The organism is Mesorhizobium sp. P171375, from assembly GCF_057786075.1.
In genome coordinates, this window is sequence record NZ_JBYNWF010000001.1 from 3,082,024 (window position 1) to 3,108,317 (window position 26,294).

General features: G+C 63.0%; 25 protein-coding genes and 2 pseudogenes. 11 read left to right on the forward strand and 16 right to left on the reverse strand.

Going from position 1 to position 26,294, the window contains the following annotated elements:
* From ACYHH6_RS14660 to ACYHH6_RS14670, 3 genes are all read right to left on the reverse strand, one after another.
* Window positions 1-1,104 carry a mandelate racemase/muconate lactonizing enzyme family protein gene (locus ACYHH6_RS14660; RefSeq protein ID WP_352584457.1) on the reverse strand — a complete coding sequence of 368 codons (1,104 nt, stop codon included), beginning with the start codon at window positions 1,102-1,104 and terminating at the stop codon, window positions 1-3.
* Window positions 1,105-1,141: 37 nt separating this feature from the next.
* Window positions 1,142-1,834 carry a GntR family transcriptional regulator gene (locus ACYHH6_RS14665; protein WP_352584459.1) on the reverse strand — a complete coding sequence of 231 codons (693 nt, stop codon included), beginning with the start codon at window positions 1,832-1,834 and terminating at the stop codon, window positions 1,142-1,144.
* A 105-nt stretch (window positions 1,835-1,939) separates the two neighbouring features.
* On the reverse strand, window positions 1,940-2,728 hold the full coding sequence (locus tag ACYHH6_RS14670) for a HalD/BesD family halogenase (protein ID WP_352584461.1): 789 nt from the start codon (window positions 2,726-2,728) through the stop codon (window positions 1,940-1,942).
* 100 nt (window positions 2,729-2,828) lie between these two features.
* Here ACYHH6_RS14670 and ACYHH6_RS14675 point away from each other — a divergent pair, with 100 nt between their 5' ends.
* Window positions 2,829-3,740 carry a LysR substrate-binding domain-containing protein gene (locus tag ACYHH6_RS14675; RefSeq protein ID WP_352584463.1) on the forward strand — a complete coding sequence of 304 codons (912 nt, stop codon included), beginning with the start codon at window positions 2,829-2,831 and terminating at the stop codon, window positions 3,738-3,740.
* Window positions 3,741-3,800: 60 nt separating this feature from the next.
* On the opposite strand, the gene ACYHH6_RS14680 is transcribed toward ACYHH6_RS14675, so the two are convergent.
* From ACYHH6_RS14680 to ACYHH6_RS14690, 3 genes are read right to left on the reverse strand one after another with little or no spacing between them, the layout of a single operon-like run.
* Window positions 3,801-4,955 (reverse strand): efflux RND transporter periplasmic adaptor subunit, encoded by a 1,155-nt coding sequence (locus tag ACYHH6_RS14680; RefSeq protein WP_352584465.1) that lies wholly within the window; start codon window positions 4,953-4,955, stop codon window positions 3,801-3,803.
* Between the two features lie 14 nt (window positions 4,956-4,969).
* A complete protein-coding gene (locus ACYHH6_RS14685) occupies window positions 4,970-8,173 on the reverse strand; it encodes an efflux RND transporter permease subunit (RefSeq protein ID WP_352584467.1) in 3,204 nt (1,067 codons plus the stop codon).
* On the reverse strand, window positions 8,167-8,424 hold the full coding sequence (locus ACYHH6_RS14690) for a hypothetical protein (protein WP_352557301.1): 258 nt from the start codon (window positions 8,422-8,424) through the stop codon (window positions 8,167-8,169). The genes ACYHH6_RS14685 and ACYHH6_RS14690 overlap by 7 nt, the downstream gene beginning before the upstream one ends.
* 242 nt (window positions 8,425-8,666) lie before the next feature.
* Between ACYHH6_RS14690 and ACYHH6_RS14695 the strand changes: the two genes are divergently transcribed.
* Window positions 8,667-9,248, forward strand: coding sequence for a TetR/AcrR family transcriptional regulator (locus ACYHH6_RS14695; RefSeq protein WP_112565683.1), 582 nt, complete (start codon window positions 8,667-8,669; stop codon window positions 9,246-9,248).
* Between the two features lie 498 nt (window positions 9,249-9,746).
* Here ACYHH6_RS14695 and ACYHH6_RS14700 read toward each other — a convergent pair whose 3' ends face one another.
* The 5 genes from ACYHH6_RS14700 to ACYHH6_RS14720 form a co-directional block, all read right to left on the reverse strand.
* Complete coding sequence (locus ACYHH6_RS14700) at window positions 9,747-10,769, reverse strand: LacI family DNA-binding transcriptional regulator (RefSeq protein ID WP_352584469.1); 1,023 nt, start codon at window positions 10,767-10,769, stop codon at window positions 9,747-9,749.
* A gap of 129 nt (window positions 10,770-10,898) precedes the next feature.
* Window positions 10,899-11,693 carry an ATP-binding cassette domain-containing protein gene (locus ACYHH6_RS14705; RefSeq protein WP_112565680.1) on the reverse strand — a complete coding sequence of 265 codons (795 nt, stop codon included), beginning with the start codon at window positions 11,691-11,693 and terminating at the stop codon, window positions 10,899-10,901.
* Between the two features lie 3 nt (window positions 11,694-11,696).
* Window positions 11,697-12,683, reverse strand: a complete 987-nt coding sequence (locus ACYHH6_RS14710; protein ID WP_352584471.1) for an ABC transporter permease — start codon at window positions 12,681-12,683, stop codon at window positions 11,697-11,699.
* Between the two features lie 109 nt (window positions 12,684-12,792).
* Window positions 12,793-13,725 (reverse strand): substrate-binding domain-containing protein, encoded by a 933-nt coding sequence (locus ACYHH6_RS14715; RefSeq protein ID WP_352584472.1) that lies wholly within the window; start codon window positions 13,723-13,725, stop codon window positions 12,793-12,795.
* A 454-nt stretch (window positions 13,726-14,179) separates the two neighbouring features.
* A complete protein-coding gene (locus ACYHH6_RS14720) occupies window positions 14,180-15,337 on the reverse strand; it encodes a fumarylacetoacetate hydrolase family protein (RefSeq protein WP_352584474.1) in 1,158 nt (385 codons plus the stop codon).
* Between the two features lie 186 nt (window positions 15,338-15,523).
* Between ACYHH6_RS14720 and ACYHH6_RS14725 the strand changes: the two genes are divergently transcribed.
* The 7 genes and pseudogenes from ACYHH6_RS14725 to ACYHH6_RS14755 all read left to right on the forward strand — a co-directional run.
* Window positions 15,524-16,807, forward strand: a complete 1,284-nt coding sequence (locus tag ACYHH6_RS14725) for an NAD(P)/FAD-dependent oxidoreductase (protein WP_352584475.1) — start codon at window positions 15,524-15,526, stop codon at window positions 16,805-16,807.
* 96 nt (window positions 16,808-16,903) lie between these two features.
* Window positions 16,904-17,789 (forward strand): annotated as a pseudogene (locus tag ACYHH6_RS14730) (ABC transporter permease).
* Window positions 17,786-18,589, forward strand: coding sequence for an ABC transporter permease (locus tag ACYHH6_RS14735; protein WP_352584476.1), 804 nt, complete (start codon window positions 17,786-17,788; stop codon window positions 18,587-18,589). The pseudogene ACYHH6_RS14730 and the gene ACYHH6_RS14735 overlap by 4 nt, the downstream one beginning before the upstream one ends.
* Before the next feature lie 29 nt (window positions 18,590-18,618).
* Entirely contained in the window at window positions 18,619-19,701 is a 1,083-nt protein-coding gene (locus ACYHH6_RS14740) for an ABC transporter substrate-binding protein (protein WP_352584478.1), read from the forward strand.
* Between the two features lie 277 nt (window positions 19,702-19,978).
* Window positions 19,979-20,587 carry a helix-turn-helix domain-containing protein gene (locus ACYHH6_RS14745; RefSeq protein WP_352584480.1) on the forward strand — a complete coding sequence of 203 codons (609 nt, stop codon included), beginning with the start codon at window positions 19,979-19,981 and terminating at the stop codon, window positions 20,585-20,587.
* Entirely contained in the window at window positions 20,577-21,662 is a 1,086-nt protein-coding gene (locus tag ACYHH6_RS14750; RefSeq protein WP_352584481.1) for an ABC transporter ATP-binding protein, read from the forward strand. The genes ACYHH6_RS14745 and ACYHH6_RS14750 overlap by 11 nt, the downstream gene beginning before the upstream one ends.
* A 2-nt stretch (window positions 21,663-21,664) precedes the next feature.
* Window positions 21,665-22,061 (forward strand): annotated as a pseudogene (locus tag ACYHH6_RS14755) (aldehyde dehydrogenase family protein); the annotation flags it as partial.
* Window positions 22,062-22,517: 456 nt separating this feature from the next.
* Here the strand turns inward: ACYHH6_RS14755 and ACYHH6_RS14760 are convergent.
* Complete coding sequence (locus ACYHH6_RS14760) at window positions 22,518-23,222, reverse strand: SOS response-associated peptidase (protein WP_112565647.1); 705 nt, start codon at window positions 23,220-23,222, stop codon at window positions 22,518-22,520.
* Between the two features lie 186 nt (window positions 23,223-23,408).
* On the opposite strand from ACYHH6_RS14760, the gene ACYHH6_RS14765 reads away from it, so the two are divergent.
* On the forward strand, window positions 23,409-23,705 hold the full coding sequence (locus tag ACYHH6_RS14765) for a SnoaL-like domain-containing protein (protein WP_352584482.1): 297 nt from the start codon (window positions 23,409-23,411) through the stop codon (window positions 23,703-23,705).
* 86 nt (window positions 23,706-23,791) lie between these two features.
* Here the strand turns inward: ACYHH6_RS14765 and ACYHH6_RS14770 are convergent, their stop codons facing one another.
* From ACYHH6_RS14770 to ACYHH6_RS14780, 3 genes are read right to left on the reverse strand one after another with little or no spacing between them, the layout of a single operon-like run.
* Complete coding sequence (locus ACYHH6_RS14770) at window positions 23,792-24,271, reverse strand: SRPBCC family protein (RefSeq protein ID WP_352584484.1); 480 nt, start codon at window positions 24,269-24,271, stop codon at window positions 23,792-23,794.
* On the reverse strand, window positions 24,268-24,627 hold the full coding sequence (locus tag ACYHH6_RS14775; RefSeq protein ID WP_435053245.1) for an ArsR/SmtB family transcription factor: 360 nt from the start codon (window positions 24,625-24,627) through the stop codon (window positions 24,268-24,270). Before ACYHH6_RS14775 ends, ACYHH6_RS14770 begins: the two co-directional genes overlap by 4 nt.
* Window positions 24,624-25,193, reverse strand: a complete 570-nt coding sequence (locus ACYHH6_RS14780) for a dihydrofolate reductase family protein (protein WP_352584486.1) — start codon at window positions 25,191-25,193, stop codon at window positions 24,624-24,626. Before ACYHH6_RS14780 ends, ACYHH6_RS14775 begins: the two co-directional genes overlap by 4 nt.
* A gap of 152 nt (window positions 25,194-25,345) precedes the next feature.
* Between ACYHH6_RS14780 and ACYHH6_RS14785 the strand changes: the two genes are divergently transcribed.
* Window positions 25,346-25,681 carry an ArsC family reductase gene (locus ACYHH6_RS14785; RefSeq protein ID WP_352585215.1) on the forward strand — a complete coding sequence of 112 codons (336 nt, stop codon included), beginning with the start codon at window positions 25,346-25,348 and terminating at the stop codon, window positions 25,679-25,681.
* Window positions 25,682-25,931: 250 nt separating this feature from the next.
* Here the strand turns inward: ACYHH6_RS14785 and ACYHH6_RS14790 are convergent, their stop codons facing one another.
* Window positions 25,932-26,288, reverse strand: coding sequence for a DUF488 domain-containing protein (locus ACYHH6_RS14790; protein ID WP_352584488.1), 357 nt, complete (start codon window positions 26,286-26,288; stop codon window positions 25,932-25,934).
* Window positions 26,289-26,294 lie beyond the last annotated feature (6 nt).

Here is a 26,294-nt window from a genome sequence, read left to right on the forward strand (position 1 = left end):
TCAGCCGATCTCGAAGAATGGTTTGCCAAGCAGGCTCGGGTCGACATCGATGCCGAGGCCGGGTCCGTCGGGAATGCCCATATGACTGCCGGTGACTGGCGGGGCGTTTTTTGCTGTGCGCACCGTCACCCATTCGTGGAAGGCAATGGCGTGCAGCCGGCGTTCTTCCGGCGTCGACAGCGACAGATGTGCCATCGCCGCGGTATCGATCTCGGCGCCGCCCGTATCCTCGACGGTGATCATGAAGCCCAGATCGACGGCGACGTCGCGGATCTGCCGGGTCCTGGTCACGCCGCCCAGTCGCGAGATCTTCAGCGTCAGCCCGTCGGCCGCGCCCAGGCGGTGAATATCCAGCATAGCCTCGAGCGAAATGACGCTCTCGTCGAGCACCATCGGCTTGTCGAGCATGCGGCGCACCGACATGTTCTCCTCGATCGTCGTGCAGGGCTGCTCGAATGTGTAGTCGATGCCGCGCGTGGCATCGGCGAACTGCCGTGCCTGGTAGGGCGTCCAGCCGGCATTGGCGTCGCAGAAAATGACCGTGCCTTTCGGCACGGCCGAAGCGACGGCCGTCACCCGGTCGATGTCGTCATGCACGTTACCGCCGACCTTGACCTGCAGGCGGCGGCAACCCTCGGCGATGATCCTCTTGGCCAATGCCGACATCTGGTCGAGCGTTCCGTGGGTGACGACGCGGTAGGTCTCCGCCATGTCGCTCTCGCGGCCGCCAAGCATCGTCACCAGCGGTACGTCGGCGGCGCGGGCAGCCAGGTCCCAGCAGGCCATGTCGAGCGCCGACTTGATGTAGGGATGGCCCTTGAACACCGTGTCCATCAGCCGGCCGATGCCGGCGAGGCCGCGTGGATCCTGGCCGATCAGGTGCGGCGCGATTTCTACCACGCCGGCGCGCGTGCCGGCCGGAAAGGCGGCCGAATAGAAATTGCCGAGCGGCGCCATCTCGCCCCAGCCGGTCACGCCGCTGTCGGAGGTGATGCCGACGATCACCGCGTCGAAGCAGTCGGCGACCCGTCCCTTGGACATGCGGTAGGGCCCGTCCACGAAGGGCTGCACGACTCGATAGGCCTTGATGGTTTTGATCTGCACGTTGGTCTGTCCGTTGTCCCTTGGTGGCGAGGAGGGGTCAGGCGCCCTTCGATGTCCGCTGTTCGAGGCCGCGCGCATAGGCAAGCAGCTCTTCGAAATCGAGGTCGATGTGCTCACGGGCATGGCGCTGGGCGGCGCGCATGTCGGCGCCCTTTAACAGCCGCACATAAGTCTCGTGGACATCTTCCGCCGGCACCGGCTCGTTGCGGGCGCGCTGGTGCAAGGCAAAGTACATTTGCAGCCGGCTGGTCAGCCGCTGCCAGGTTTCCAGCAGCACCGAATTGTCGGCCCATTCATAAATCAGCCCGTGCAGTTGCAGCGCGGTTTCGATCTGGCGCGTGGTGTCGAGCGCGCGCGTCGCCTGCTTCACCGCCTCGTGGCGGCTGTCGAGCTCGTCGAAGAAGCGCTGGTCGCGCAGCTTCCAGGTGCGTTCGATGGCGAATTCATCGAGCACCTTGTTCAGCGAATAGGCGTCGTCAATGTCCTTGGCGGTGACATCAATGACGAAGGTGCCGGCGTAGGGGATGCTGGTCAGGATGCCTTCCTGCACCAGCTCGCGCATCGCCTCGCGCAACGGCGCGCGGCTGACCCGCATCTGCTCGGCGATCCTGAGTTCGTTGAGTTTTTGCCCGGGTTCCAGCTGGCCGGTCAGGATCGCGCGCCTGAGCAGCGCGACGATCTCGGCGCGGCGTGTCGTATCCGCGATCGGACTGAAATCCAGCTTGGCCATGTCGCCACTCCAGTGAGAGCGGGAACAAGACAAGCAGATTGTCGACAATCCTACAAGAGGCCTTTTCCGGATTCTTGTAGCGGGTGGCGTGTCAGCCTTTCGGCCTCATGCTGCGCGGCCGTAGAAGCCGACCCGCTCTTCTGGGCTGAACATCACACCCGGCTTCTCATAATAGGAAAACACCGCGATCATCCGCTCGTGCTCGCCCTGGACCGTGGTGACGCGATGTGCGGTGTTCTTGCCGCGGAAGACGTTCAGCGTGCCCGGCTTCAGTCGCAGGATCTTTGCCTCGGGGTCGCGCCCTTCGAGCAGTTTTGCGACGCCGTCATAGTTGGGATTGTCGTCCGACCGCAGATCGGTGCGGTACTCGAAATCGCCGCCGCGTTCAGGCGCCTGCAGCAAAAGCGTGGTGGTGAATTCCGAGCGGTCGAAATGCCAGTTCAACGCTTCGCCGGCGCGGTAGGCCATGACATTGGTGCGCGCCAGCGGGTCCTGCATCACATGCAGCTTGCTCTTGCCCATCGCCGCCGCCAGGAAGCGCAGCAGCGGTTTGTACTCATAGATGGCAAGCACGGTGCTGCCGGGAATCTGGTCGGCGCACACCGTGTGGCTGATGGTCTCGACCTTGCGCAGCGCCGGATGATCCGGAGCGAGTTCGGGAAGGTCCGGCTTGAAGTAGATGTTGTGCATGCGCTTGTGCACATGCGAGTGCGCCGCCATCACCGGCTGGATTTCTTGAACCGCCTTCTCGGCGACGCCAGGGCGCAAAAACCCTTCGAGATTGAACATGCCGTCGGCTTCCAGCGCCGCGACAGAGGTGTCCACCAGCCGCCTCCATTCGGGGCGGCCTTCACGATCGAGCGGGTAGCGGTCGAGATCGAGAATGTCTTTCATCGTCAAATGCTCCGGTTTCGAAAGCAGAAGACGACAAAAAAATCTTTCTCTCAACGCGGAAAATAATTAGGCTTGCACAAGAAAATATTGAGGAAGCGAAATGGAGAAGCTCCCGCCCTTGAACGCCGTGCGAGCCTTCGAGGTTGCCGCGCGCGCCGGCTCCTTCACGCTTGCCGCCACCGAACTTGGCGTCTCCTCGGCCGCGGTCAGCCAGCAGATCCGCAACCTTGAAAGCTGGTTCGGCAAGCAGCTTTTCGTGCGCAACGGCAACCGCATCACGCTGACCGATGCCGGCCACGCCATCTACCCGCAGACGGCCCGCGCCCTGAGCGACATAGCGGCGGTCGGCCGGCGCATGCTGGAAGGCGGCATGCGGCCGCGTCTGGTCGTCAGCGTGCCGTTCTCGCTGGCCGAATTGTGGCTGGCGCCGCGACTGGCGGAGCTGCTCGACGGCTTCCCGCAGATGGCGATCGACATCCGCGTCGAGGACGATCCGGTCGATGTCGTGCGCCAGAGCATCGACCTGCGCATCTCCTATGGCGACTATCAGTATCCGGCGCTGCGGATGGTGCGGCTGGTGCATGACGAGGTGCTGCCGGTCGCGTCGCCCGAATTTCTCAAGCGCCACGGCAACGTCCTGGCGGATATGCATGAAAGCCAGTTCATCCACACCAATTGGGGCCCGACCTATGCCTCGCATCCAAGCTGGGCGGACTGGTTCGCGGCGGCGGGCGGCATTCGCGCGCCCGACCCCTCGCACGGCCGTCGCGTCGGCCTCTCCAGCCTGGCGATATCGGCGGCGAGGCTGGGGCTGGGGATAGCGCTTGGCCAGAGGACAATGGCTGATGCCGATCTCGAAGCCGGCCGCCTGATAGCGCTCTCCTCGGTTTCCGTCCGGCTGGGGCAACCCTATTGCGCCTTCATGCTGCCGGCGAAAGCCGAGCGCGCCGACATTGCCGGCCTCGTCGCGCTGCTCGGAGTAATTCCAGGAAAAGTGCACGGCGCTCCATAAAAAACGGCGCCCTCGGCGTGGGTGCCGAGGGCGCCACAGAACCGGGGCTGATGGGGGTTATCAGCTGGCCGGCTTTTCCTGAGGCAATGGCGAGATCGGCATTCCTGGTCCGATCTTCTGCAGATTACCCGTTATCACCTGGTCGCCTTCGGCAACGCCGGTCAGCACGGCCACCAGATCGCCGCTGTTCGCGCCAAGCGTGACGATGCGCTGGTCGACCGTGTTGCCCTTGCCGACGACATAGACATATTTGCCGAGCTGGCTCGAACCCAGCGCCACCTGCGGCACCATCAGCGCGTCAGGCAGCTGCTTGATGTGCAGCCGCACGCGGACATACTGGCCCGGCAGCAGCGAGAACTTCGCATTGCCGATGGTGGCGCGCGCCGTGATCGTGCCGGTCGAGTGGTCGACCGTGTTGTCGATGAAGGTGAGTTCGCCTTTCTGGCTGGCCTCGGTCTCGCCCGGCAGCAGCACCTCGACCTCGATCGGGCCGGCCGCGCGGGCCTGCTCGATTTCGGCCAGGTCCGTCTCGCTCGGATTGAAGGTGACGTAGATCGGGTCGAGCTGCACCAGCGTGTTCAGCACCGTGCCGGCAACGCTGACCAGCGTGCCGACGGAAGCCTGATTGCGGCCGACGCGGCCGGCAAACGGGGCGTGGATTTCGGCGTAGCTCAAATTGAGCTCGGCCGTCCGTACCGCCGCCTGGTTGACGGCAAGCGACGCCTCGGCCTGGCGCAACGTGCTGGTGCGCTGGTCGAACCCGTCCTTGGCGAGATAACCGCTCTTGGCGAGTTCTGAACCGCGGCCGAGATTGGAGCGCGCATAGTCGAGGCTCGCCTGGTCGCGCTGCACTGCGGCCCTGGCCTGGTCGAGAGCCGCCTGGAAGTCGTCGGGCGAGATCTTGTAGAGCAGGTCGCCCTGGCGCACATCGGCGCCGTCTTCAGCCGTCTGCTCCTCGAGATAGCCGGGCACGCGGGCCTGCAGCGTGACGCTGTGGATCGCCTCGATGCGGGCGGCGTAGTCGAGATAGATCGGGATGGTCTTCTTGACCACGCTCGCCACCGGCACCGGCATGACGAATGCCGCTGGCGCGGGCGTCGCTGCCGCCGTGCCGGCATTGAGGCTGAGATTGGCCATGTCGAGGAAGTGAACGCTTGCCACCGAGATCGCCCCCAGGGCGACGGCCGTTCCCAAAGCTATTTTCCATTTACGCATTTTGGTCTCCAATTCTATTCGGCTGCTTCGGCCAGTCGCACGAGCGCTGGGTCGGCAGTCGGTTCATTGTTGTCCTGGTCACTATGGTCCTGGTCATGTGCGGCGTTGGGTTCGCTGCGCTCGCGGCCTTCGCGCAGCCGTTCGATGACTGCGTAGAAGACTGGCACGAACACCAGCGACAGGATGGTTGCGGCGACCATGCCGCCGAAGACGGTGGTGCCGATCGACTGCCGGCTTGCTGCACCAGCACCCGTCGCAAACATCAGCGGCAGCACGCCGAGGATGAAGGCGAAGGCCGTCATCAGGATCGGCCGCAGCCTGAGCCGCGCGGCTTCCATCGCCGCGTCGACGATGCTCAGGCCTTCTTCGCGCCGCCGCCTTGCGAACTCGACGATCAGGATCGCGTTCTTGGCCGCCAGGCCAATCAGCATGACGAAGCCGATCTGTGAGTAGACGTCGATCTGCATGCCGCGCAGGAAGAGGGCTGCGAAGGCGCCGAACAGGGCCAGTGGCACCGCCAGCAGCACCATGAACGGCATCGCCCAGCTCTCATACTGCATCGCCAGGATCAGGAAGACGAAGACGATGGCAAGGCCGAAGACGACCGACGCGATCGATCCCGCCTTGAGCTCCTGGAAGGTGATGCCGGTCCATTCGAAACCGAAATCCCTGGGCAGCGCGGTGGCAGCGGCCCGCTCCATCGCGGCGACCGCCTGGCCCGACGAGAAGCCGGGGGCTGCGCCGCCATTGATCGTGGCCGAGGCGTTGTTGTTGTAGTGCGGCACGGTTTCCGGGCCGACGAACGGCACCAGCTTGCCCAGTGTCGAGAGCGGCACCATGCCGCCGGATGCATTGCGCACATAGAGCCGCGAAATGTCGGCCGCACCCGCACGCGCATCCTTGTCGGCCTGGATGGTCACCCGGAAGGTGCGGCCGAACAGGTTGAAGTCGTTGACGTAGAGCGAGCCGAGATAGATCTGCAGCGTGTTGAAGACGTCGGGCAGGTTGAGGCCGAGCAGTTTGGCCTTGCTGCGGTCGAGGTCGTAGTTGAACTGCGGCGTCGAGGTCGAGAACGGCGAAAACAGCTGTTGCGGATTGATTTCCGGCTGCTTGCGCGCCTCGGCGATCACGGCTTGCGTCGCGTCGTTGAGGGCCATGCTGCCACGGCCGGTAAGGTCTTCGACGACGAATTCGAAGCCGCCCGTGGTGCCGATACCCGGGATGGAAGGCGGATCGAAGGACAGCGCGAAGGCTTCCGGAATCTGCATCAGCTTGCCGCGCACGTCGGCGACCAGCTTCGACGCACTCTGGTCGGGGCCGCGCTCCTCCCATGGTTTGAGGATGGCGAACTCGACCGCCGAGTTCGACTGCGCTGCACTGGTGAGAAAGTTCAGGCCGCTGATCGAGCCGACAATGTCGACGCCGGGCGTCGCTTGCAATATGTCGCGCGCCTTCTGCGCCACCGCGTCGGTGCGCTCCAGCGAAGCGCCGTCGGGCAGCTGGATGACGACGAAGAAGTAGCCCTGGTCCTCGACCGGAAGGAAGGTCGAAGGCAGCTTTTGCCAGACGAAGTAGGTGGCGACCAGTCCGGCCGCGAACAGGCCGAGCATGATCCAGCGCAGCCGGATGAGGATGCGCACACCATGAGCGTAGGCATGCGAGAGCTTGTCGAAGCCCGTGTTGAACCAGCGGAACGGCGCGAACTGCGTCTCGCCGCGATGGCGCAGGAAGGCGGCACTCAGCGCCGGGCTGAGCGTTAGCGAGTTGAAGGCTGAGATGCCGACGGAAATCGCAACCGTCAGCGCAAACTGGTTGTAGAGCTTACCTGAGACGCCGGGAATAAAGGCTACCGGAACAAAGACCGCCATCAGCACCGCCGTGGTGGCGATAATCGGTCCGGTGACTTCGGCCATCGCGGCCTTGGTCGCCGCCAGCGGTTTGAGGCCCGCCTCCAATTGTCGTTCGACATTTTCCACCACCACGATGGCATCGTCGACGACAAGGCCGATGGCCAGCACCATGCCGAGCAGAGAGAGCATGTTGAGCGAGAAGCCGAGCATCTCCATGACGACCATCGTCGCCACCAGCGACACCGGAATGGCGATGGTCGGGATGATCGTCGTGCGCCAGCTTTGCAGGAAGATGAAGACAACGGCCACGACCAGCACCAGGGCTTCGCCGAGCGTGATCAGCACGTCATGCATCGAGGCCGACACGAAGCGCGTCGTGTCGTAATGCATGGCGTAGGAGACGCCCTTGGGGAAACGCGCCGACAGCTCCTGCATCTTGTCCTTGACGCGCTGCTGCAGATCGAGCGCGTTGGAACCCGGCATCTGGTAGACGGCGAGCACCACGGTCGGGTCCTTGCCGAAGAAGGCCGACGACGAATATTGCAGCGCGCCAAGTTCGATGCGGGCGACGTCGCGCAGCCGCACCAGCGAACCGGTGTCCGTATTGGCGCGCACGACGATGTCGCCGAATTCCTTCGGGTCGCTCAGGCGGCCGACGGCGTTGACCTGCATTTCGAAGGCTGTGCCTGCCGGCGCCGGCGACTGGCCGATTTTGCCCGCCGCCACCTGGACGTTCTGTTCCGAAATGGCGTTCTGGACGTCGACCGCGGTGATGCCGAGATTGGCGAGCTTGTCGGGATCGAGCCAGACGCGCATCGAATAGCGCCGTTCGCCGAAGATTTGCACATCGCCGACGCCGGGCAGGCGCTTGAGCGGATCGACAACCTGCAGATAGGCCAGGTTGCTCAGCGCCACCGGGTCGACCGATTTGTCGGGCGAGGTCAGGTTGACGATGAGGACGAAATTCGGATTCTGCTTCTTGATCGTCACACCACCCTGGTTGACGATCGCCGGCAGCGACGAGGCGGCTTGCGAGACGCGGTTCTGCACGTCGACGGCCGCGGTGCTCAGCGGATAGCCGACATCGAAGGTGATGGTGATGGTCGAGGAGCCGTCATTGGAGCTCGACGACGACATGTAGGTCATGCCTTCGACGCCGTTGATCTGCTGCTCCAGCGGCGTCGTCACCGTATCGGCGACCACTTGCGCGCTGGCGCCCGGATAGTGGGCGCTGACCACCACCTGGGGCGGCGTGATGTCGGGAAACTGCGAGACCGGCAGCAGGAAATAACAAATCGTCCCGGCGAGCACCATGATGATGGCGATCGCCGAGGCGAAGATCGGACGATGGATGAAAAAGTTTACCACGACACGCAAGCCTCTTTAAAAGAATGGGCCTCTTTAAATGAATGGGCAGACCGGGACAGCCGCCGGCTGCGCGCCGAACCCGGGTCCTGCAAAAAATACGAAGACGGCCCGCGGCTGAGGCCCTGCTCATCGGCCACGGTCCTCAGCATCGCTTCGAAGGCGCGTGGGTTGACGCGGTCCGCCTTCATCACCAGCCGGATCATCGGATCCCGGATGGCTTCATCGATGGTCAAATCCTTGCGCTGCGACATTGGAGCGTCTCCATTCCAGCGATTCGCATCGGATGATCGCGAACCGGTTTTCATCTCTTCACCGGCCGGAGCCGCATGAACCGCAATTTTCACCCTTTGTGATCTGGCAGGACCAGTTCACGGCCTTGTTATTGACGGAAGGCTACATAGGTGTTACCAGTAAGTAACATTCTGATAGTTACAGACCGGTAACACCCTAGTCAAGAGGTGGGCCGAAAATTTAGGGAGACAAGGAGACTGCGATGGCAGACGGCATTACGGATCGCGTGCGTCCCCGGGATCGAATCCTGGAGACGGCGCAGGACATGTTTCACAAACATGGCATCAAGGGCGTCGGCGTCGACGCCATTACGGAAGCCGCCGGCACCAACAAGATGACGCTCTACCGTCATTTCGAGTCCAAGGACGAACTCATCATCCAGTGCCTGCGCGCTTCGGCGGCCAAGGGCGCCGCGATATGGGATGAGTTCGAGGCGGAGCACCCCGGCGATAAGCTGGCGCAATTGCATGCCTGGGTCCGCAAGGTCGCCGACATGCTCGCCGCCGACGGTCGCGGCTGCGACATGGCCAACGCCGCCGTTGAACTGACCGAGCCGAACCATCCGGCGAGGAGCGTGATCAAGGAGCTCAAGAGCGCCCAGCGTGATCGCCTTATTACGCTGTGCCGCGATGCCGGCATCGGTCAGGCCGAGCTTCTCGCCGACACGCTGTCGCTGCTGTTCGAAGGCGCGCGTGTAAGCGTGCAGACCATGGGCTGCCAGGGCCCCAGCACACAGTTCGTGCGCATGGCGGAAGGCCTGATCAGCTCCTTCAGGGCACGCTGAGCTCCAGCGCACTGAGCTTGGACTAAGAGCCCCTCATCCGGCCGCTCCGCGGCCACCGCCCTTCGTCCGCTACGCGGACCGCGCCTCACCCCCGCTGGGGAAAAGAGGAAGCGTCGGCGCCAACAACCTCCTCTCCTCTCGGGGAGAGATCGGATTGTCCCGAATTGCCCTTCGCAATTCGGTTGGCAATCCGGGTGAGGGGGCTTGCCATCCGGCCCGGCTAGCGAGGCCTTGGCCATCCTCTTGGAATCCATGCAAAAAAGAAAAAGCCCGCTGCCGGGAGGAGGTGGCAGCGGGCTTGATTTCGAATACGGCGCGGGAGGAGGTGCACCGCACTCAACGCCGGCATCGCATCTGGGAGGAGTAGATGGCCGACCACCAATACCTACGAGTTGCTTAATGATTCGGCAACCATAAAAGATGCATAGCTGCTGTGCAGATTTGCGGCAGCTGCCCCGACTTGTCGGACAAATAGGAAAAGCCGCCACGGCGCAAAATTCACTGAACCGGCACGTTTTCCTTGAAGATCAGCCGCGGCTCGATGAACTTCTTTGTCAGATAGGGCGCGGAAGACGCGATCGAGCCGAGCAGGCGGATCACCGATTGCTCGGCGATCAGCCGCGCATTCTGGTCGATGACGACATCGGCGAGATCGTCGACGAGATAACCGCGCGTTTCCTTCGTCAGGTCGTGGCAGATGAAGACCGGCTTCTTCTTCGGCCTGGTTTCGAGCAGCGCTCTGGCCACGCCTGAGCGTCCGGCGCCGACGCAGTAGATGCCGAGCAGGTCCGGCTCGTTGTGCAGCGCCTGCATCGTGGCGGCATAGCTGCCCTCCGGCTCGTCATTGATCTCGACGGCGCTGGTGACGGTCAAATTGGGAAACTCTTCCGACAGCACCGAGCGGAAGCCCATTTCGCGCTCCTCATGCCCGCGATAGGAGCGCGATCCCACGACCATCGCCAGATGGCCCTTATGGCCGTTGAGGAAGCGCCCCATCAGCAGCGCCGCGGTACGCCCGGCGACGCGGTTGTCGATGCCGACATAGGCCGAACGTGGCGCTGCCGGAACGTCGGAGACCAGCGTGACGAGGCGGATGCCGGCCTCGACCACGTCGCGCAATATGTTGCGCGTGCGCGGGTGGTCGACGGCGATTACGCCCACGCCGTTGGCCTTGAGCGAGATATTTTCGATCGCCGCCTGGAGCGCGTTGGGCGAGATGCCTGCAAGGTTATGGATGCGGCAGGAGGCGACCAGCGGCAGCCGCGCCGCATAGTCCTCGATGTGGCCGGCAAGGTCGATCATGAAGCCGTTGGCGCCAAGCGGCAGGAAGAATTCCAGATGCGCCGGCCGCGACGGCAGCGTCACCTGGTCGACCACCGGCAGATAGCCGAGCTGCTTGGCCGCCTCCATCACCCGTTGCCGGTTGGCCGCACTTGCGCCGGCGCGGTTGTTCAGCACCCGGTCGACGGTCGCGGTCGACAGGCCGCAGCTTCTGGCTATGTCCGAAACGGTGGCTTTCATGGTCATAGTCATAGAGCATGATCCCGAAAAGTGGGAACCGGTTTTGCCGGACAAACGGGACCCGTTTTTGTCCAAAGATCATGCTCCACAAAGAGTTAGAGCTGATGTGCCAGACGGCAGGAAGACGGTTCAGCCGTGCGATGGCTTGCCTTCGACGATGGCGTCGCGGATTTCCTTGTCCGACATGCCGGTGATGATACGCTCCACCTCGGCGACCGTGGTCTTCTTCGGGTCGATGTCGTCAGCCACCACCTTGCCCCGGCGCATAACGACGATACGGTCGACCACCTGGAAGACGTGGTGGATGTTGTGGGCGATGAAGATGCAGGAATGCCCGGAATCGCGCGCGTTGCGCACGAAGCTCAGTACGCCTTGCGTCTCGGCGACGCCGAGATTGTTGGTCGGCTCGTCGAGTATGATCAGGTCGCTGTCGAAATGCATGGCGCGGGCGATGGCGACCGCCTGCCGCTCGCCGCCCGACAGCGAGCCGATCGGCGTGGTCGGCGGGATGTTCTTGGAGATGCCGACCTGCTTCAGCAGATCGCGGGCGACCACGTTCATCGCCTCCTGGTCCATGCGGTTCAAGAAGCGCGGTGGCTTGATGGGCTCGCGGCCGAGGAACAAGTTTCGGGCGATCGACAGTTGCGTCACCAGCGCCGAGTCCTGGTAGATCGTCTCGATGCCCTGCGCGATGGCGTCGCTGGTCGAGCGCAGATTGACCTTCTTGCCGCGGATGAAGATGTCGCCGCTGGTCAGTGGCACGGCGCCCGACAGCACCTTGATCAGCGTCGACTTCCCCGCGCCATTGTCGCCGAGCAGGCCGACAATCTCCCTTTCGTTGACGTGGAAATTGGCGTCCTCGAGTGCCTGCACGCGCCCGTAGGACTTTTTGATGTTGGTCATGCGGATGAGCGGTTCAGCCATGGTTCACGTCCCTGCCTGATGCCGGCGTTCCAGCCATGAATGCAGCGCCATCATGCCGAGGATGATCGCGCCGATGAAGATGTTGTAGGCAAGGCCGGGCACGCCGATCAGCACGATGCCGTTGCGCATCACGCGCAGGATCAGGATGCCGAGCACGGTGCCGATGATGGTGCCGCGTCCGCCGGTCAGCGCCGTGCCGCCGATCACCACCATGGCGATGACTTCGAGCTCGTAGCCGGTGCCGCTGTTGGGGTTGGCGGCCGATGTGCGCAGCGAGGAGATGACGCCGGCGAGCGACGCCATCAGCGAGGACAGGATGAACAGGCCGATCTTGACGCCGTTGACGTTGACGCCGCGGGCGCGGGCGGCATTAGGGTTCCCGCCCGCCGCCTGGATCCAGTTGCCGGTGCGGCTCTGCGTCAGCACGTAGCCGAGTATTGCGGCCGCCGCGATGAACCAGAACAGCGACATGTAGATGCGGAACGGCCCGATGAAGAAATCGCCGACCAGCGCTTCGGCAAGCCAGCTGCCTTCCGCGCTCCAGGTGCGCTGCGGAAAGCCGTCGGTGACGAACAGCGCCGTGCCGCGCACCACCAGCAGCATGCCGAGCGTTACCAGGAAGGACGGGATCTTGAGCTGCGTGACGAACCAGCCATTGACCAGGCCGATGAAGGCGGCGACGACCAGAGCGACGACGAGGCCCATCTCCAGCGAGGTGACGCCGCTGTTGAACAGTGTCCACATCAGCACCGGCGAGAAGCCGAACAACGAGCCGACCGACAGGTCGAATTCGCCCGATGTCATCAGCAGCGTCATCGCCAGCGCGATCAGCCCGAGCTCGACCGTGAAGGCGAGGATGTTGGAGATGTTCTGCGGCGACAGGAAGTCATGGTTGATGCTCCAGAACACGGCGAGCTCGATGATGAGCAGCACCAGGGGGCCGAATTCCGGCCTCGCGATCAGGCGTTGGGGGAGCGAACGGTTTTCCACTGATGACCCGCGACAGGAAGGGAAGGGCTGAACCTCGCACATACTGCGAACAGTTCGGCGAAAGGACGGTCGCGACCGCCGATGCGGCCGCGACTGTTAGGCACCCAGGTTATTTGCCGGACAGGATGTCGTCGTAGACCTGCGCGGTGTCCTTTTCGTAGAGCGCGCCGGTGATGACGTTGAAGCCCGGAGGAATGCCGCTGGCGGCCATGTTGGCCAGCGACAGTGCGACATAGCTGGTCGCCTGCGGGTCCTGCCATTGGCCGGCATTGACGTAGCCGGTCAGCACTTCCTGGGTGGTGTCGAGCGAGTTGCCCCAGCCGACGACCGGGATTTCGCCCGGCTTGATACCGGCCTGGTCGAACACCCGCTTGATCGAGCCGGTGACGAGGTCGCCGAGGCCGATGATAGCCTTGACCTTGGCCTTGTTGGCAGTGAGGTAATCGACCATGCGGTTGATCACTTCGGCCTGGTCGAGCGTCGCCTCGGTGATTTCATAGGTGATCCCGAGCGGTTCGAAGACGCTCTTGATGCCTTCTTCTTCCTGAACGCCATAGGTGGCGCCCGGGACTTCAACCGGCATCCAGACGAAGTCGCCCTTCTTCACCAGGCCCTTGTCGACCAGATACTGTGCCCAGTGCTTGCCGAAGGTGACGTTGTCGCCGCCGACATAGGCATTGAAGCTGACCTTGGGATCGGGCGTGTTGAAGTTGATGATCGGGATCTTGGCCGTGTTGGCTTCCTTGGCGATCTCGATCAGGCTGCCCGGATCGGGGCTTGTGGTGACGATGCCGTCGGCCTTGGCCGAGATCGCGGCGCGCACGGCCTCCTGCTGCGAGGCAACATCACCATTGTGGAACGAGGTGTTGACGGTGTTGCCGGTATCCTTCGCCCATTGCTTTGCACCGGCCAGGAAGTAGGTCCAGACCGGATCGGCCGGACCGCCATGCGAAATCCAGTAGAACGTCTTGGCTTGCGCCGCTGCCGGAATGGCCAGCGCCACAATCAAGCCAAGCACGAGTAATCGTAGCCTCGTCAGCATTTGCTTTCCTCCCATGTTGAAAACGACCTCCACGTCCGGCGATGATCCGGGGCTGCGCCCTTGATCATATCCTCCTGCCAGCGCCGACCTGGATACACAGAGCATCTTCTTTTGCGGCCGATGGCAAGCCTCCATCCGCCCAATGGATGATGACGCGGTGCAACACGCCATCAGCGATCCCATCAGATCGCATCAGTTCGAGCAATTCCAGGAAAAGTATGAAACGGTTTTCTCGGGAAAAGCGCGCAGCGCTTTCCCTTGGGAATTGCGTCAAATCAAGAGATACAGATATTTCCGGGCAGGCAGGCGGTGCCGGAACTCAGGCGTGCAGATTTTCCGGAATGCGCTCGGCCCGGCGGTTGCGCAGCAGCTTGATCAGGCGGTCGAGCGCGAGCGCCAGCACCATCACGGCGCCGGTCAGCCTGGAAATCAAGCCGTCCAGACGGTCGTGAAATTAAATCAGATCGGCTTCGGCGAGGTCGCGCATGAGATGGCTGGCGCCGTAGGTCCAGTGCGGGCAATCGGGCGACAGAAGCACGCGATTGACCAGCGCACCGAATTTCTCCGACGAGATGGTGACGATGTCGCCGACCTTGTGGGTGAAGCCCTTGCCCTTTTCGCCGCGGTCCTTCGACGGCACGAACATGGTGCCGAGATAAAGCGCCAACCCGTCGGGATATTGGTGGTGTGGCCCCATGGCGGCGGCAACCAGCTCTTCCGGCGAACGGCTGATCTCGGCCATCGAACTCGCGCCCTCGAGCGAGAACCCGTCCTCACCCTCGACTTTCAGCCGCACAATGGCCTGCTTCACGTCGTCGATGGCGAAGGTATCGTCGAACAGCCGGATGAACGGGCCGAGCGAAGCCGAGGCATTGTTGTCCTTGGCCTTGCCGAGCAGCAGCGCCGAACGCCCCTCGACATCCCTGAGATTGACGTCGTTGCCGATGGTGGCGCCAACGATCCTGCCGGTGCTCGCCGCGATCATTGCAATCTCCGGCTCGGGGTTGTTCCAGGTCGACACCGGATGCAGGCCGACATCGGCGCCAAAGCCCACGGACGCCATCGGCTGGCACTTGGTGAAGATCTCGGCGTCGGGCCCGATGCCGACTTCCAGATATTGCGACCAGGCGCCGCGCTGGATCAGCTTCGCCTTGATCTCCATCGCTTCGGGCGAACCGGGCTTCAGCTTTGACAGATCATGGCCGATCAGCCCGGCAATGTCGGCGCGGATGGCGTCGGCCTTTTCGGCCGAGCCGCGCGCCTGCTCCTCGATGACGCGCTCGAGCAGGCTGACCACGAAGGTGACGCCCGACGCCTTCACCGCCTGCAGGTCGACGGGCGAAAGGAGATATGGCTGCGCCGGATCGCGTGTGGCCTGAAAGCTGTTGGCGGCAATCGCCTCGAGCGCGCCGATCGGCTTGCCCTTGGCGGAGCGCACATATCCCGCCGGATCGGCCATCTCGCAGATATCGCGCACGGTCGGCGCGGCGCTTGAGGTGATGTCGAAGACAGTGCCGTCGCGCACCGTGACCACCAGCGGATGCGCGGCATCGCTCGCTTTGGCGCGGCCGATAAAGAGCCCGTCGGCGGGAAGCTGCGTTGGGTTCGTCATGGCTTACGGTCCTTTGAATGATCGCGAATGGGAGCTGGCCTGAAGGGCGCGGCACTTTCACTGGATTCACGCCAAAGGTCTATCCCGTGGCGCAGCCAATTGTCAGTGCTGACATGAAGCCATCTCTTTCAAAAAAATGAAACTAGCACTAGGATTTTCATTTTACGCCATACTCCAGGTGAAGCCTTGCCCACGCCGTTTTCCGTCCCGATCTGGCAAAACCCGCAGACCGCATCCACCTTTCAGTCGCTCGTCCCGGATGGCACGCTGGTGGATGTCGTCATCGTCGGCGGCGGCTTCATGGGCCTGTCGACGGCCTTGCATGCCGCCCGGCTTGGTCTCGGCGTTCAGGTGCTGGATGCCGGCGAGATCGGCCAGGGCGCCTCGGGCCTCAATGGCGGCCAGGTCATTCCCGGACTGAAATATGATCCCGAATGGCTGCTGGAGCATTTCGGCCCCGAGCGTGGCCAGGCATTGGTCGATTTCGCCGCCTCGACGGCAGATACGGTGTTCAATCTCATCCGTGACGAAAAACTGGCGGTACCGTTCACGCGCAATGGTTGGATCCAGGCTGCGCACACCGAAACCGCTTTGACAGCGGCAGCGAACCGGGATCGCCAATGGCGGGCACGTGGCGCCGATGTCCGGCTTCTCAGCCAAAGCGAGATCGCTGCGATGACCGGCGCGCAAGGCTATCTCGGCGGCTGGCTCGACCGCCGCGCCGGCATCATCGATCCGCTCGCTTATACGCTGGAACTGGCACGCATCGCTGCCGCGGCCGGCGCCAGGATTGCCGAGCGGCAGAAGGTGGTGAAGCTGACCAGGGACGCCGGCGTTTGGCGTGTTTCGAGCGCAAACGGCGCCGAAGTGCGGGCCAAGGCGGTTGTCTTGGCGACCAATGCCTATTCCGATGGACTGCTGCCTGGTCTCGCCGAGACGATCGTGCCGTTGCATTCCTTCCAGATCGCGACCGCGCCACTGTCGTCCAACCTTGCAGCGGCGATCTTGCCGGAAGGGCAAGCGGTGTCCGACTCCAGGCGCATCCTCGTCTACTATCGCAAGACAGCCGACGGCCGGCTGGTGCTTGGTGGGCGCGGCCGCATGGCGCTGCCCTCCAGCGAAGCGGACTGGGCCCATCTGCAGCGTGCACTTGTGAGGCTCTATCCGGCATTGGCCGATACCCCGATCGAGAGGCGCTGGTTCGGCCGCGTGGCGATGACGCCGGATCATCTGCCGCACATCCACGAACCTGAAAAAGGCTTGCTCGCCGTGGTCGGTTGCCAGGGCAGGGGCGTCGGCCTGATGAGCGCGCTGGGAAAACGCATGGCGGGCTACCTGGCGAACCGTGATGCAGCACAATTGCCGTTCCCGCTGTCGCCGATGCGGCCGATCCCGTTTCATGCCTTCCGGCAGGTCGGCGTGGCAGCGACCATTGCCTGGTACCGGATGCTGGACGCCTTCGAGCGCTGATTGTGCGCCGGCCGTTCAGGCTCCGCGGATTCAGCTTGACAGTTTCAGGAATATGAAAAAAGTTAAGTCGATTTCACATTTCCATTGAGCAGTCCGATGTCGAGCATCGTTGCGTCTGAAGCGCCAGCAGGGTCCGGGTCGTCCCGAGGCTTCCGCTTCTCCATGTTGCTGCCGGGTGGACTGGTCACCTTCTTCCTGATCCTGTTCGCCCTCGGCCTGGTATTCTTCCTCGCCTTGCGGCAATGACGGCTCGCTGCTGGGCGTCGGTTTCACCGCAGGCAATTTCATCACCGTGCTCTCTGATCCGCTGTACTGGACGGTGACGTTGCGCTCGCTGGTGATTGCCGGCCTGGTGACGCTGGCAACCGTCGTCACCGCCTATCCCGTCGCCTATTACCTCGCCTTCCATGCCGGCCGCCGCCGTGGACTGCTGCTGTTCCTGGTGACCCTGCCGTTCTGGACCAGCTATCTCCTGCGCGTTTTCGCCTGGAAGATCGTGCTGGCCTACAACGGCGTGTTGAACTCGGCGCTGATCGAAAGCGGCATCTGGTCGGAACCGACGCTGGCCTTCCTCAACACGCCCGCTGCGGTCGTCGTCACCTTGGCGCACGCCTACGCGCCCTTCGCCATCCTGCCGATCTATGTGGCGCTCGACACAATTCCGAAATCGCTGCTCGAAGCCGCGTCCGATCTTGGCGCCAGACCCTTCACTACCTTCCGCCGCGTTGTCTTGCCCAATTCCATGCCGGGCGTGCTGGCGGCCGCCCTCGTCGTTTTCGTGCCCACGGTCGGCGACTATGTCACGCCGGCCATGGTCGGCGGCCCGGCCAGCACCATGATCGGCACGCTGATCCAGTCTCAGTTCGGCAAGGCCAATGACTGGCCGTTCGGCGCTGCACTCTCGGTCTGCGTCATGCTGGTCATCCTTTGCGTGGTGCTGGTCGCGCGCGGCGCCGACCGCAAATTCGGCAGCCGCACATGAGCGCGGCGCGCAAGGAAGGCGGTCGCTGGCTTGGCGTCTATGTCATCGCCTATCTCGTCTTTCTCTACCTGCCGGTCCTTTTGATCCCGCTGTTTTCCTTCAACAACTCCATCCAGGCAGCGTTTCCGCTGCAGGGCTTCACGCTCGAATGGTATGCCACGCTCTATGGCAATCCGGCGCTGTCCGGCGCGCTTTTTAACAGCCTCGTCATCGGCGTCGTGGCCGCCGCCGGCGCCACGCTCTGCGGCATCACCGTCTCCTACATGGACCTCTATGGCCGCTCGCCGCTGGCTGCCACCATCAGCGCCATCTCTAGGCTGCCGATCCTGATCCCCGGCGTCATCGTCGGCATATCGCTGCTCATCCTCGTCAACCTCATCGGCCTCGGCCCGTCGCGCATCGCCATCGTTCTCGGCCACATACTGGTGGCGCTGCCGACGACGGTGGTGATCATGCGCAGCCGCTTTGCCGCCATCCCGAAAACCATTCGCGAGGCAGCGCTCGATCTCGGCGCGTCCGACTGGACCACGTTCCGGCGGGTGATGCTGCCGCTCAGCCTGCCAGCGATCATTTCGGCCTTCATGCTGGCGTTTCTGATTTCCTTCGACGAATTCATAGTCGTCTTCTTCCTCGCCGGCACCGAGCCGACGCTGCCGCTCTACATCTGGAGCCAGTTGCGCTTCCCGCGTTCACTGCCGACCGTCATGGCGCTGGGGACAGCGATCCTGGCGGCGTCCTTCATCATTGCCGGCACAGCCGAATTGCTGCGCCATCGCGGGCTCAGCGCGAAACCATCCTGATGACAACAAAACAAGAGAGGAGAACTGAAATGGCATTCGACCTGACATCTGGCCTGAAATCGATCACCGGAAAGGCAACTCGTACCGGGCTTGCCGCCCTTGCAATCGTCCTGTCGTCGACCGTCGCCTTCGCCGCCGACAAGCTGCAGTATTTCACCTGGTCGGGCTACGAACTGCCCGACTTCAACAAGAGCTTCCTCGCCGCGCATCCGGATGGCGTCGAAGCCTCCATCTTCGGCGACGACGACGATGCCTTCACCAAGGTCAAGGCCGGCTTCCGCCCCGATATCGCGCATCCCTGCTACGACAAGGTGGCGCGCTGGAACAAGGAAGGCTTGCTGCAGCCAATCGACACCAAGCGCATCAAGAACTGGGATTCGATCTTCCCGGTGTTCAAGAACCTGCCTGACATCCAGGCCGGCGACGGCAAGGTCTGGATGGTGCCGTGGGACTGGGGCAACACCTCGATCCTTTACCGCACCGATCTGGTCAAGAACCCGGAAGCAAGCTGGAACCTTCTGTGGGACAAGCAGTATGCCGGCCGCATGGCGACGATCGATGCCGTGCATGACACGCCGATCGTTGCCGCGCTGCTCGCCGGGGTCAATCCCTTCGACATGACGCCTGAGCAAATGGACAAGGTGGCGGAAAAACTGCGCGAGCAGCGCCCGCTGCTGTCCAGCTACACCACCGACATGACCTCGGTCGAACAGGCGCTGGCCAGCGGCCAGCTGGTCGCCGCCATGACCTGGAATGCGTCGGCCACCTCGTTGAAGAAGCAAGGCGTGCCGGTCGAGTTCATGAAGCCGAAGGAGGGCATGCTGACTTGGGCCTGCGGCTTCGTCATGCTCAAGGACGCCAAGAATGTCGACCTTGCCTACGACTTCATCAACAGCCGGCTCGACGCCGACTCGGGTAAGTACCTGATCCAATCCTATGGCTATGGCAGCTCGCTGAGCACCGCCTTCGCCGGCGTGGCGAAAGACGAACTGGACAAGCTGCAATTGCCGGCGGATCCGGAAGTGATGCTGAAGTCGACCATCTTCACCGGCCCGATGAAGCAGAATGACGACGTGGCGAAGATGTTCGAGAAGGTGAAGGCGGGCGGGTGAGGGAACAATCGCCGACGTTTGCGCTGCCCCTCACCTGCCTGCCGGCATCCTCTCCCCGTATAGAGACGGGGAGAAGGGCGCTGTCATCGATGGCTTCGCCAATCTCCAGCGCAGCAGGAAGTGGCATCCGGACCGAAGCTGCCCCTTTCTCCCCGTCACTATACGGGGAGAAATGTCCGGCAGGACAATGAGGGGCGGCGCCGGCGTCCGGTAATGCCATTAATCTCCTGAAGCCGGCCCATCTTGCCGCGCCAAAGACTGCAACGAGGACCTACGCATGGACATGCTCGACGATGCAACCGAGAAGCCCAAGGACGATGCCGACATTCGCGTCGGCCGCCGCGTGCGGGCGCTCAGGCTAGAGCGCAATCTGTCGCTGGCTGAGCTTGCGGCCAAGGCCGGCGTGTCGATCGGGGCGCTGAGCCAGATCGAGCGCGGCCTGTCCTCGCTGCGCGTCAAGGTGATCTGGCCGCTCGCCGCCGCGCTCGACATCGAGCCTTCGGCGCTGATCACCGACGGCAATGATGCCGGCAACGATCTCTATTGCGTGCGTGCCGACAAAAGGCGGCAGCTCCCGGTCAAGTCCGAAGGCATCGCCAAGGCGCTGCTGTCGCCGCCGGGCGCGACGCTGACCGGGCTCCTGGTGACAGTCGAAGCCGATGGCGGCACGGCGGAAGCCTATGCGCATATCGGCCATGAGTTCGGCTACGTCCTGTCGGGCGAGGTCGAGCTGGTGGTGGATTCGACAAAATATGTGCTGAAGACCGGCGACTCCTTTGCCTTCAAGAGCACGCTTCTGCACGCCTTCCGCAATCCCGGCACCGAGCGCTGCCAGATCCTCTGGGTCAACACCACCAAGCCGTCCGAGGTTCGTGATGGCGCTTGATGCTCTGGTACGTTTGGACAAGGTCTCGAAGGTGTTTCCCGGCGGCATTGTCGGGCTCGATGCCGTCGATCTCGACATTATCAGCGGCGAGTTCATCACGCTGCTCGGACCGTCGGGCTGTGGCAAGACCACCAGCCTGCGTGTCATCGCCGGCTTCGAGAGTCCGTCCAGCGGCAAGGTTCTGCTCGACGGCCGCGACATCACCGCGCTCCGACCCTTCGATCGTCCCGTCAACACCGTGTTCCAGGACTATGCGCTGTTCCCGCATATGAACGTCGCCGAAAATGTCGGCTTCGGCCTGTCGCTGCGCAAGCTTTCAGGCAGCGAACAGGCCAAGCGCGTCCGCGAAGCGCTCGACATGGTCGGCCTTGCCGACAAGCTCGGCGCCCGCGTCTCCGAACTGTCGGGCGGCCAGCGCCAGCGTGTCGCACTCGCCCGCGCTATTGTCTGCGAGCCGCGCGTGCTGCTGCTCGACGAGCCGCTGTCGGCGCTCGACGCGCATCTGCGCGAACAGATGCAGGTCGAGCTGAAGCGGCTGCAGTCGCGCCTCGGCACCACCTTCGTCATGGTCACCCACGACCAGACCGAAGCGCTGTCGATCTCCGACCGCATCGTCGTCATGAACAAGGGCCGCATCGAGCAGATCGCGCCGCCTGCGACGCTCTACGACCGGCCGGCGACGAAATTCGTCGCGAGCTTCATCGGCACGATGAACCTGTTGCAGTCGCGCTTTGTCGGCCGCGACGGTGATCGCCTGCGCTTCGCCGCCGGCGGGCTTTCGCTGGAGGCAACATCCGAAACCGGCGATACGCCCGCCGAGGGTGCCGAACGCACCATCGGCGTTCGTCCCGAGGATCTGCTGGCCACCACCGACGCCGCTGCCGGCACCGCGCCGGCGCGCGTCAACTCCATCGTCTTCCATGGTCGCACGCTGCGGCTGCACGCCGAACTCGGGCAGGGGCTGCCGGTGGTGATCGACGCGCCGCGCCAGGCCGAAGGTTTTCAATTCAGCGTCGGTGATGTGGCGCATATCAGTCTGCGCCGTGGCGCCAACTGCCCTATGCTGCCAAGCTGATCCGCCCCAAGATCCAGCGGCTGATCGAAGCCGGCATCAAGGAAGGCGCGACGCTCGTCACCGGTGGCCCCGGCCGGCCGGAACACCTGAACCGCGGCTACTATGTCAGGCTTTGGTCCGGTGCTGTCGGTCATCTCCTACAAGGATGACGAAGACGCGGTGAAGATCGCCAACGACACCGTCTATGGTCTCGCCGCCTATGTGCAATCCGGCGACATCGAGCACGCCCGCAAGGTGGCCAGACAGCTGCGCGCCGGCCAGGTCTCGATCAACTATCCGGAATCGGACACGTTCGCCCCCTTCGGCGGCTACAAACAGTCCGGCAACGGCCGCGAATACGCCGACTGGGCGATCCACGACTTCCTCGAGGTCAAGGGCATTGTCGGCTACGGGGAGTAGTAGGCCTTAGGTCAGGTTCACCACGGCGGTTGGTCTGCCTTTGCGTCCAACCGCCGGCGGTGAAAAAGGAAGATGGAATTAAGTGTGAATTGACTCGACAAGGAACATATTCCTACCTTGTCTTATGCCCGAACTGAGCACCCGACCGCGCCGAAATGTGCAAACCCTGTGCCTGGCGCACGAGGTCGGGCAGCTAATTCGTATCCGATGCCGGCACTGCAACATCACTCGACACTATCTCCCTGGCGACCTCGCAAAGCTGGTCGGTGATATACCTTTTTGGGACGTGGAACGGCACATGCGGTGTGAGCGCTGCAAAGGTCGCGAGCTTGACGCCAGCATCATCCTGCCTAGCGCAACCGAGCGTTTGAAAATTCGTGTCAGGCGTCTTGTCGAAATCCGCATGGTTCGCCGGGTGATCTGGCGAGACGACGATTGAGGAGAGCCGATCCCGGCCTAGAACAGAGACCCCTGCGCCGGCGCCAACTGCGTGAACTTGATCTGTGTAGCTGGCTTCTCGACGATCACCAACGCGTCGTCGGTCGCTGTCCGCTGCAAATGCCGTGCTTCTGACCATGGCGCTGTCAGCCAAGCCTCGGTCTCTTCCGGCGTGGTTAGGATCACGGGCATCGCCTTCTCATGAATTGGCGCGATGAGGGCGTTAGGCTTGGTTGTCATGAAGGCGAACAACTCGAAGTCGCCGGGACCGTCCTTGACCTTTCGCACGCCCTGCCAGCGGGTCCAGAAACCAGCGAAGAAGAACAGCGGCCGGCTTTCGTCACGGGCAAACCAATAATTGCGCTGGATGCCTGTGTCTGGGTCCTTGTCGTTCGGTGCAGGGCTGGGTTCGGCAAAGCTGGTCACCGGGACGACGCATCTATGCTCGACGCCGACAAACTGCTGCCAGTGCGAGTATTGCGGATTGCGAACGTTGGTAGTGCCGTAGTCGGCCTTACCCTTCATGCGCTCTGGCGGTGTTGGCAAACCCCAAAGCATTTTCGCCAGCTCACGCTCTCCGTCGGGCGTGTTGCGAACGACCGGACCGGGCTGATTGGGATAGATGTCGACCGAAGGCTCAAGGTTGCCGCTGATATCGCGTAATGTGCGCGTCCATTGGCGGACAGCCTCTTGCGTCGTCGTGATGTTGTAGAGGTTGCACATACACCTAGCATTGCGGAATTGGCTTGTGTCTGCAACCGACGTCGCCGTCGCCGCCGCCCAACTCGTCGTCACATAGCTGCGCTATATCCATCGTCCTGACACCGCTTGTCAGCTATCGTGCGGGCAGAGGTGGCGGGCCAGCGAAGGCTTCCCTACTTGCAATGCGTCTGAACAGGAGGAACACAAATGACCATCGCGGATATTGCCAAGGACTTCACCGAGCTGCTCCAGCAGGGTGATCACTTGGGTGCTGGTGAAAAATACAATGCCGACGATATCGTCAGCCTCGAAGCCATGGAGGGGCCAATGGCCATCGCCCATGGCGGCTCGGTCGAGGGTCCCTATGTCAACGGCGACCAGTTCGCGGTGCGCTTCAAGTTTGACATTACGCCCAAGGCGACAGGCGAGCGTGTCACCATGGACGAGGTTGGTGTGTACACGGTCAAGAACGGCAAGATCACCGAAGAGCGCTTCTACTACTGAGGGCCGGAATGCCGCCGGCTCCCGATTCGCTTGCGTGATTTTAAGAATGGCGGCCAGGACAACGTTCCTGGCCGCCTGCGACAAGCTCAAATCGTCTTCACATACTGCGCCAGTTGGTCGGCCACCGTGCCCCAGCCGTCGAAGAAACCCATCTCTTCATGATTGTCGCGGGTGGCCGCATCGCGGTGGATGGCGGTGGCGGTGTAGCGCGTGCCTTTGCCGTCCGGCTGAAGGGAAATGACCGCGGTGATGAAGGGCTCGCCTGACGGCCGATAGCCCGGCAGCAGCGCATCGGTCCACACCAGCCGTTCGTTTTCAACGATGTCGAGATAGCAGCAGTGACGGTCGTTGACCTCCTTGCCGTCGGGCGACTGCATGCGGGTGCGGAACAGCCCGCCTGGCCGCAGATCGATCTCGCAATCGGTGATCAGCCAGGGCTTTGGGGTGAACCATTGCTTGACATGCTCCGGCACCGTCATGGCGCGCCACAGGAGTTCGCACGGCGCGTCGAGCACGCGCTCCAGCGTCAGATCCAGTCTGGGGTCGGGCTTGAAAGGATAGCTCACTTTTCCTGCTCCTTGAGGCTCATCACATAGGCGTCGAATTGATCGAGGCGGCGCTCCCACAGCGCGCGCTGTTCGGCCAGCCAGTTCTCGGCAAGCTGCAGCGGCTCGGGCGCCAGCTGATAGGTCCTGGTGCGGCCGACTTTTTCCGAGCGCACCAGCCCGCAGCCTTCCAGCACCTTGAGGTGCTCGATGAAGGAAGGCAGCGCCATCTCGAAAGGCTGCGCGAGTTCGCTGACCGAGGCGGGGCTGCGGTTCAACCGCTCGACCACACGCCGCCGCGTCGGGTCGGCCAGCGCGCGGAAGATGCCATCGATCGGCGGAGGACTGGGCGTTGCGGTTTGCAGACCGGCCATCATGATACCCGCTCCACATGATAGGTGAGCACGACCGCGCCGTTGCCGAAGGCGCGCGTGTCGACCAGCTTGAGGTCGGTCGCGTCCTCCGTCCTGTCGAAAAGCTGCGCGCCGCTGCCCAGGATGACGGGGAACACCATCAGCCGATATTCGTCGACGAGATCGTGCTGCTTGAGTGCGTTGACCAGCCTGCGGCTGCCGCCAACCACGATATCGCCCTTCGTCTCCCATTTGAGTTTGCGTATCGCGGCGATCGGATCGCCTTGCAGCACGGTGGTGTTGTTCCATGCCGGATTCTTCAGCGTCGAGGAGACGACATATTTCGCCATACCGTTCATCCGGTCGGCGAATGGCCCTTTGTAGGTCGGCCAGGCGCTGGCGAAGCTTTCATAGGTCACCCTGCCGATGAGCAGGGCTTCGTGGTCCAGCACCTCCTGGAATTTGTATTCGATCATGCCCGCCTCGTGCCGCTTGCCGACCCAGTTCGTGTGCCGGTAACCCGGCTCACCGCCAGGCGCTTCCGTCACACCATCGATGGACATCAATTCCGACACAACGATCCTTGCCATGGCTTTTCCTCTGCCGATTTCGCAAACATTTAGGAAATTTCCTTAGTATTGGCAAGGCCTAAAAATGCGCTGGTAGCGGTCGGGATGCTGGCAAAGCGGGAAGGGCGGTTTTAGGCTGTCCGGCGGATTCGACTGTCAGCCCAAGGGAAGCGCTGTACGGCATCACCACCTGCGACACGATCAGAAAGGCGCGCACCTGGCTGGAGGGCCACGATGTGCCCTACCGGTTCCACGACTACCGGGCCGAGGGGATCGACGCGGGCAAGCTGGATGGCTGGGTCGGCAAGGTCGGCTGGGAAAAGCTGCTCAACAAGGGCAGCACGACGTTTCGCGAGCTCCCGGACAAGGACAAGGCCGGCCTCGACGAGAAGAAGGCCAAGAAGCTGATGCTGGCCAAGCCGACCATGATCAAGCGGCCGGTGCTGGAATTGGGGGATCGGATTTTGGTTGGGTTCAAGGCCGATGTTTATGAGGCGGCGGTGAAGTAGGCGGGGCGGCGAAGCTGCCGATCTCCCCCTTTGCGGGGGAGATGGCCGGCAGGCCAGAGGGGGGTGTGAAGGATCGCCAACCCTGACGAATTTCCTCCTCGCACCAACCTACTCAAGTCGCCGCGATAGGCTCTTGGGCCGGAGGGACAGCACCCCCCTCTGCCCTGCCGGGCATCTCCCCCGCAAGGGGGGAGATTGGACGTCGCTGCGGCTTTCTCCAATCTCCAGCCTCTGGAAATCTAAGCGCGCGTCAGTCCGTCCCGTGCAAATACCCCGCCAGCGCCACCGCATTGTTGTGCGCTTCATCATGCGCGCCATAGAGCAGCGTCACCTTGCCCTTGCCGAGCAAGCCGCGCAGCTGCGCCGCCGCCTCACCATTGCCATCCAGCTCGACCGCATACCGCTTCCGAAACTCCGCCCACCGAGCCGGCTCATGCCCAAACCACTTCCGCAATTCATCGCTCGGCGCGATGTCCTTCAGCCACAGCGTCAGCGCGGCATCCTCCTTGCTGATACCACGTGGCCAGATGCGGTCGACCAGCACACGCTGCCCGTCATCGGACGCGAGTGCTTCGTAGGCGCGTTTAACCGCCAGTTCGAAGGTCATCCGACC

Coding starts and splice junctions, on each gene's coding strand:
- ACYHH6_RS14665 (WP_352584459.1), bottom strand. CDS start 1,834: ATGGCCAAGCTGGATTTCAGTCCGATCGCGGATACGACACGCCGCGCC.
- ACYHH6_RS14670 (WP_352584461.1), bottom strand. CDS start 2,728: ATGAAAGACATTCTCGATCTCGACCGCTACCCGCTCGATCGTGAAGGC.
- ACYHH6_RS14675 (WP_352584463.1), top strand. CDS start 2,829: ATGGAGAAGCTCCCGCCCTTGAACGCCGTGCGAGCCTTCGAGGTTGCC.
- ACYHH6_RS14680 (WP_352584465.1), bottom strand. CDS start 4,955: ATGCGTAAATGGAAAATAGCTTTGGGAACGGCCGTCGCCCTGGGGGCG.
- ACYHH6_RS14690 (WP_352557301.1), bottom strand. CDS start 8,424: ATGTCGCAGCGCAAGGATTTGACCATCGATGAAGCCATCCGGGATCCG.
- ACYHH6_RS14695 (WP_112565683.1), top strand. CDS start 8,667: ATGGCAGACGGCATTACGGATCGCGTGCGTCCCCGGGATCGAATCCTG.
- ACYHH6_RS14700 (WP_352584469.1), bottom strand. CDS start 10,769: ATGAAAGCCACCGTTTCGGACATAGCCAGAAGCTGCGGCCTGTCGACC.
- ACYHH6_RS14705 (WP_112565680.1), bottom strand. CDS start 11,693: ATGGCTGAACCGCTCATCCGCATGACCAACATCAAAAAGTCCTACGGG.
- ACYHH6_RS14715 (WP_352584472.1), bottom strand. CDS start 13,725: ATGCTGACGAGGCTACGATTACTCGTGCTTGGCTTGATTGTGGCGCTG.
- ACYHH6_RS14720 (WP_352584474.1), bottom strand. CDS start 15,337: ATGACGAACCCAACGCAGCTTCCCGCCGACGGGCTCTTTATCGGCCGC.
- ACYHH6_RS14735 (WP_352584476.1), top strand. CDS start 17,786: ATGAGCGCGGCGCGCAAGGAAGGCGGTCGCTGGCTTGGCGTCTATGTC.
- ACYHH6_RS14740 (WP_352584478.1), top strand. CDS start 18,619: ATGGCATTCGACCTGACATCTGGCCTGAAATCGATCACCGGAAAGGCA.
- ACYHH6_RS14745 (WP_352584480.1), top strand. CDS start 19,979: ATGGACATGCTCGACGATGCAACCGAGAAGCCCAAGGACGATGCCGAC.
- ACYHH6_RS14750 (WP_352584481.1), top strand. CDS start 20,577: ATGGCGCTTGATGCTCTGGTACGTTTGGACAAGGTCTCGAAGGTGTTT.
- ACYHH6_RS14760 (WP_112565647.1), bottom strand. CDS start 23,222: ATGTGCAACCTCTACAACATCACGACGACGCAAGAGGCTGTCCGCCAA.
- ACYHH6_RS14765 (WP_352584482.1), top strand. CDS start 23,409: ATGACCATCGCGGATATTGCCAAGGACTTCACCGAGCTGCTCCAGCAG.
- ACYHH6_RS14775 (WP_435053245.1), bottom strand. CDS start 24,627: ATGATGGCCGGTCTGCAAACCGCAACGCCCAGTCCTCCGCCGATCGAT.
- ACYHH6_RS14780 (WP_352584486.1), bottom strand. CDS start 25,193: ATGGCAAGGATCGTTGTGTCGGAATTGATGTCCATCGATGGTGTGACG.
- ACYHH6_RS14790 (WP_352584488.1), bottom strand. CDS start 26,288: ATGACCTTCGAACTGGCGGTTAAACGCGCCTACGAAGCACTCGCGTCC.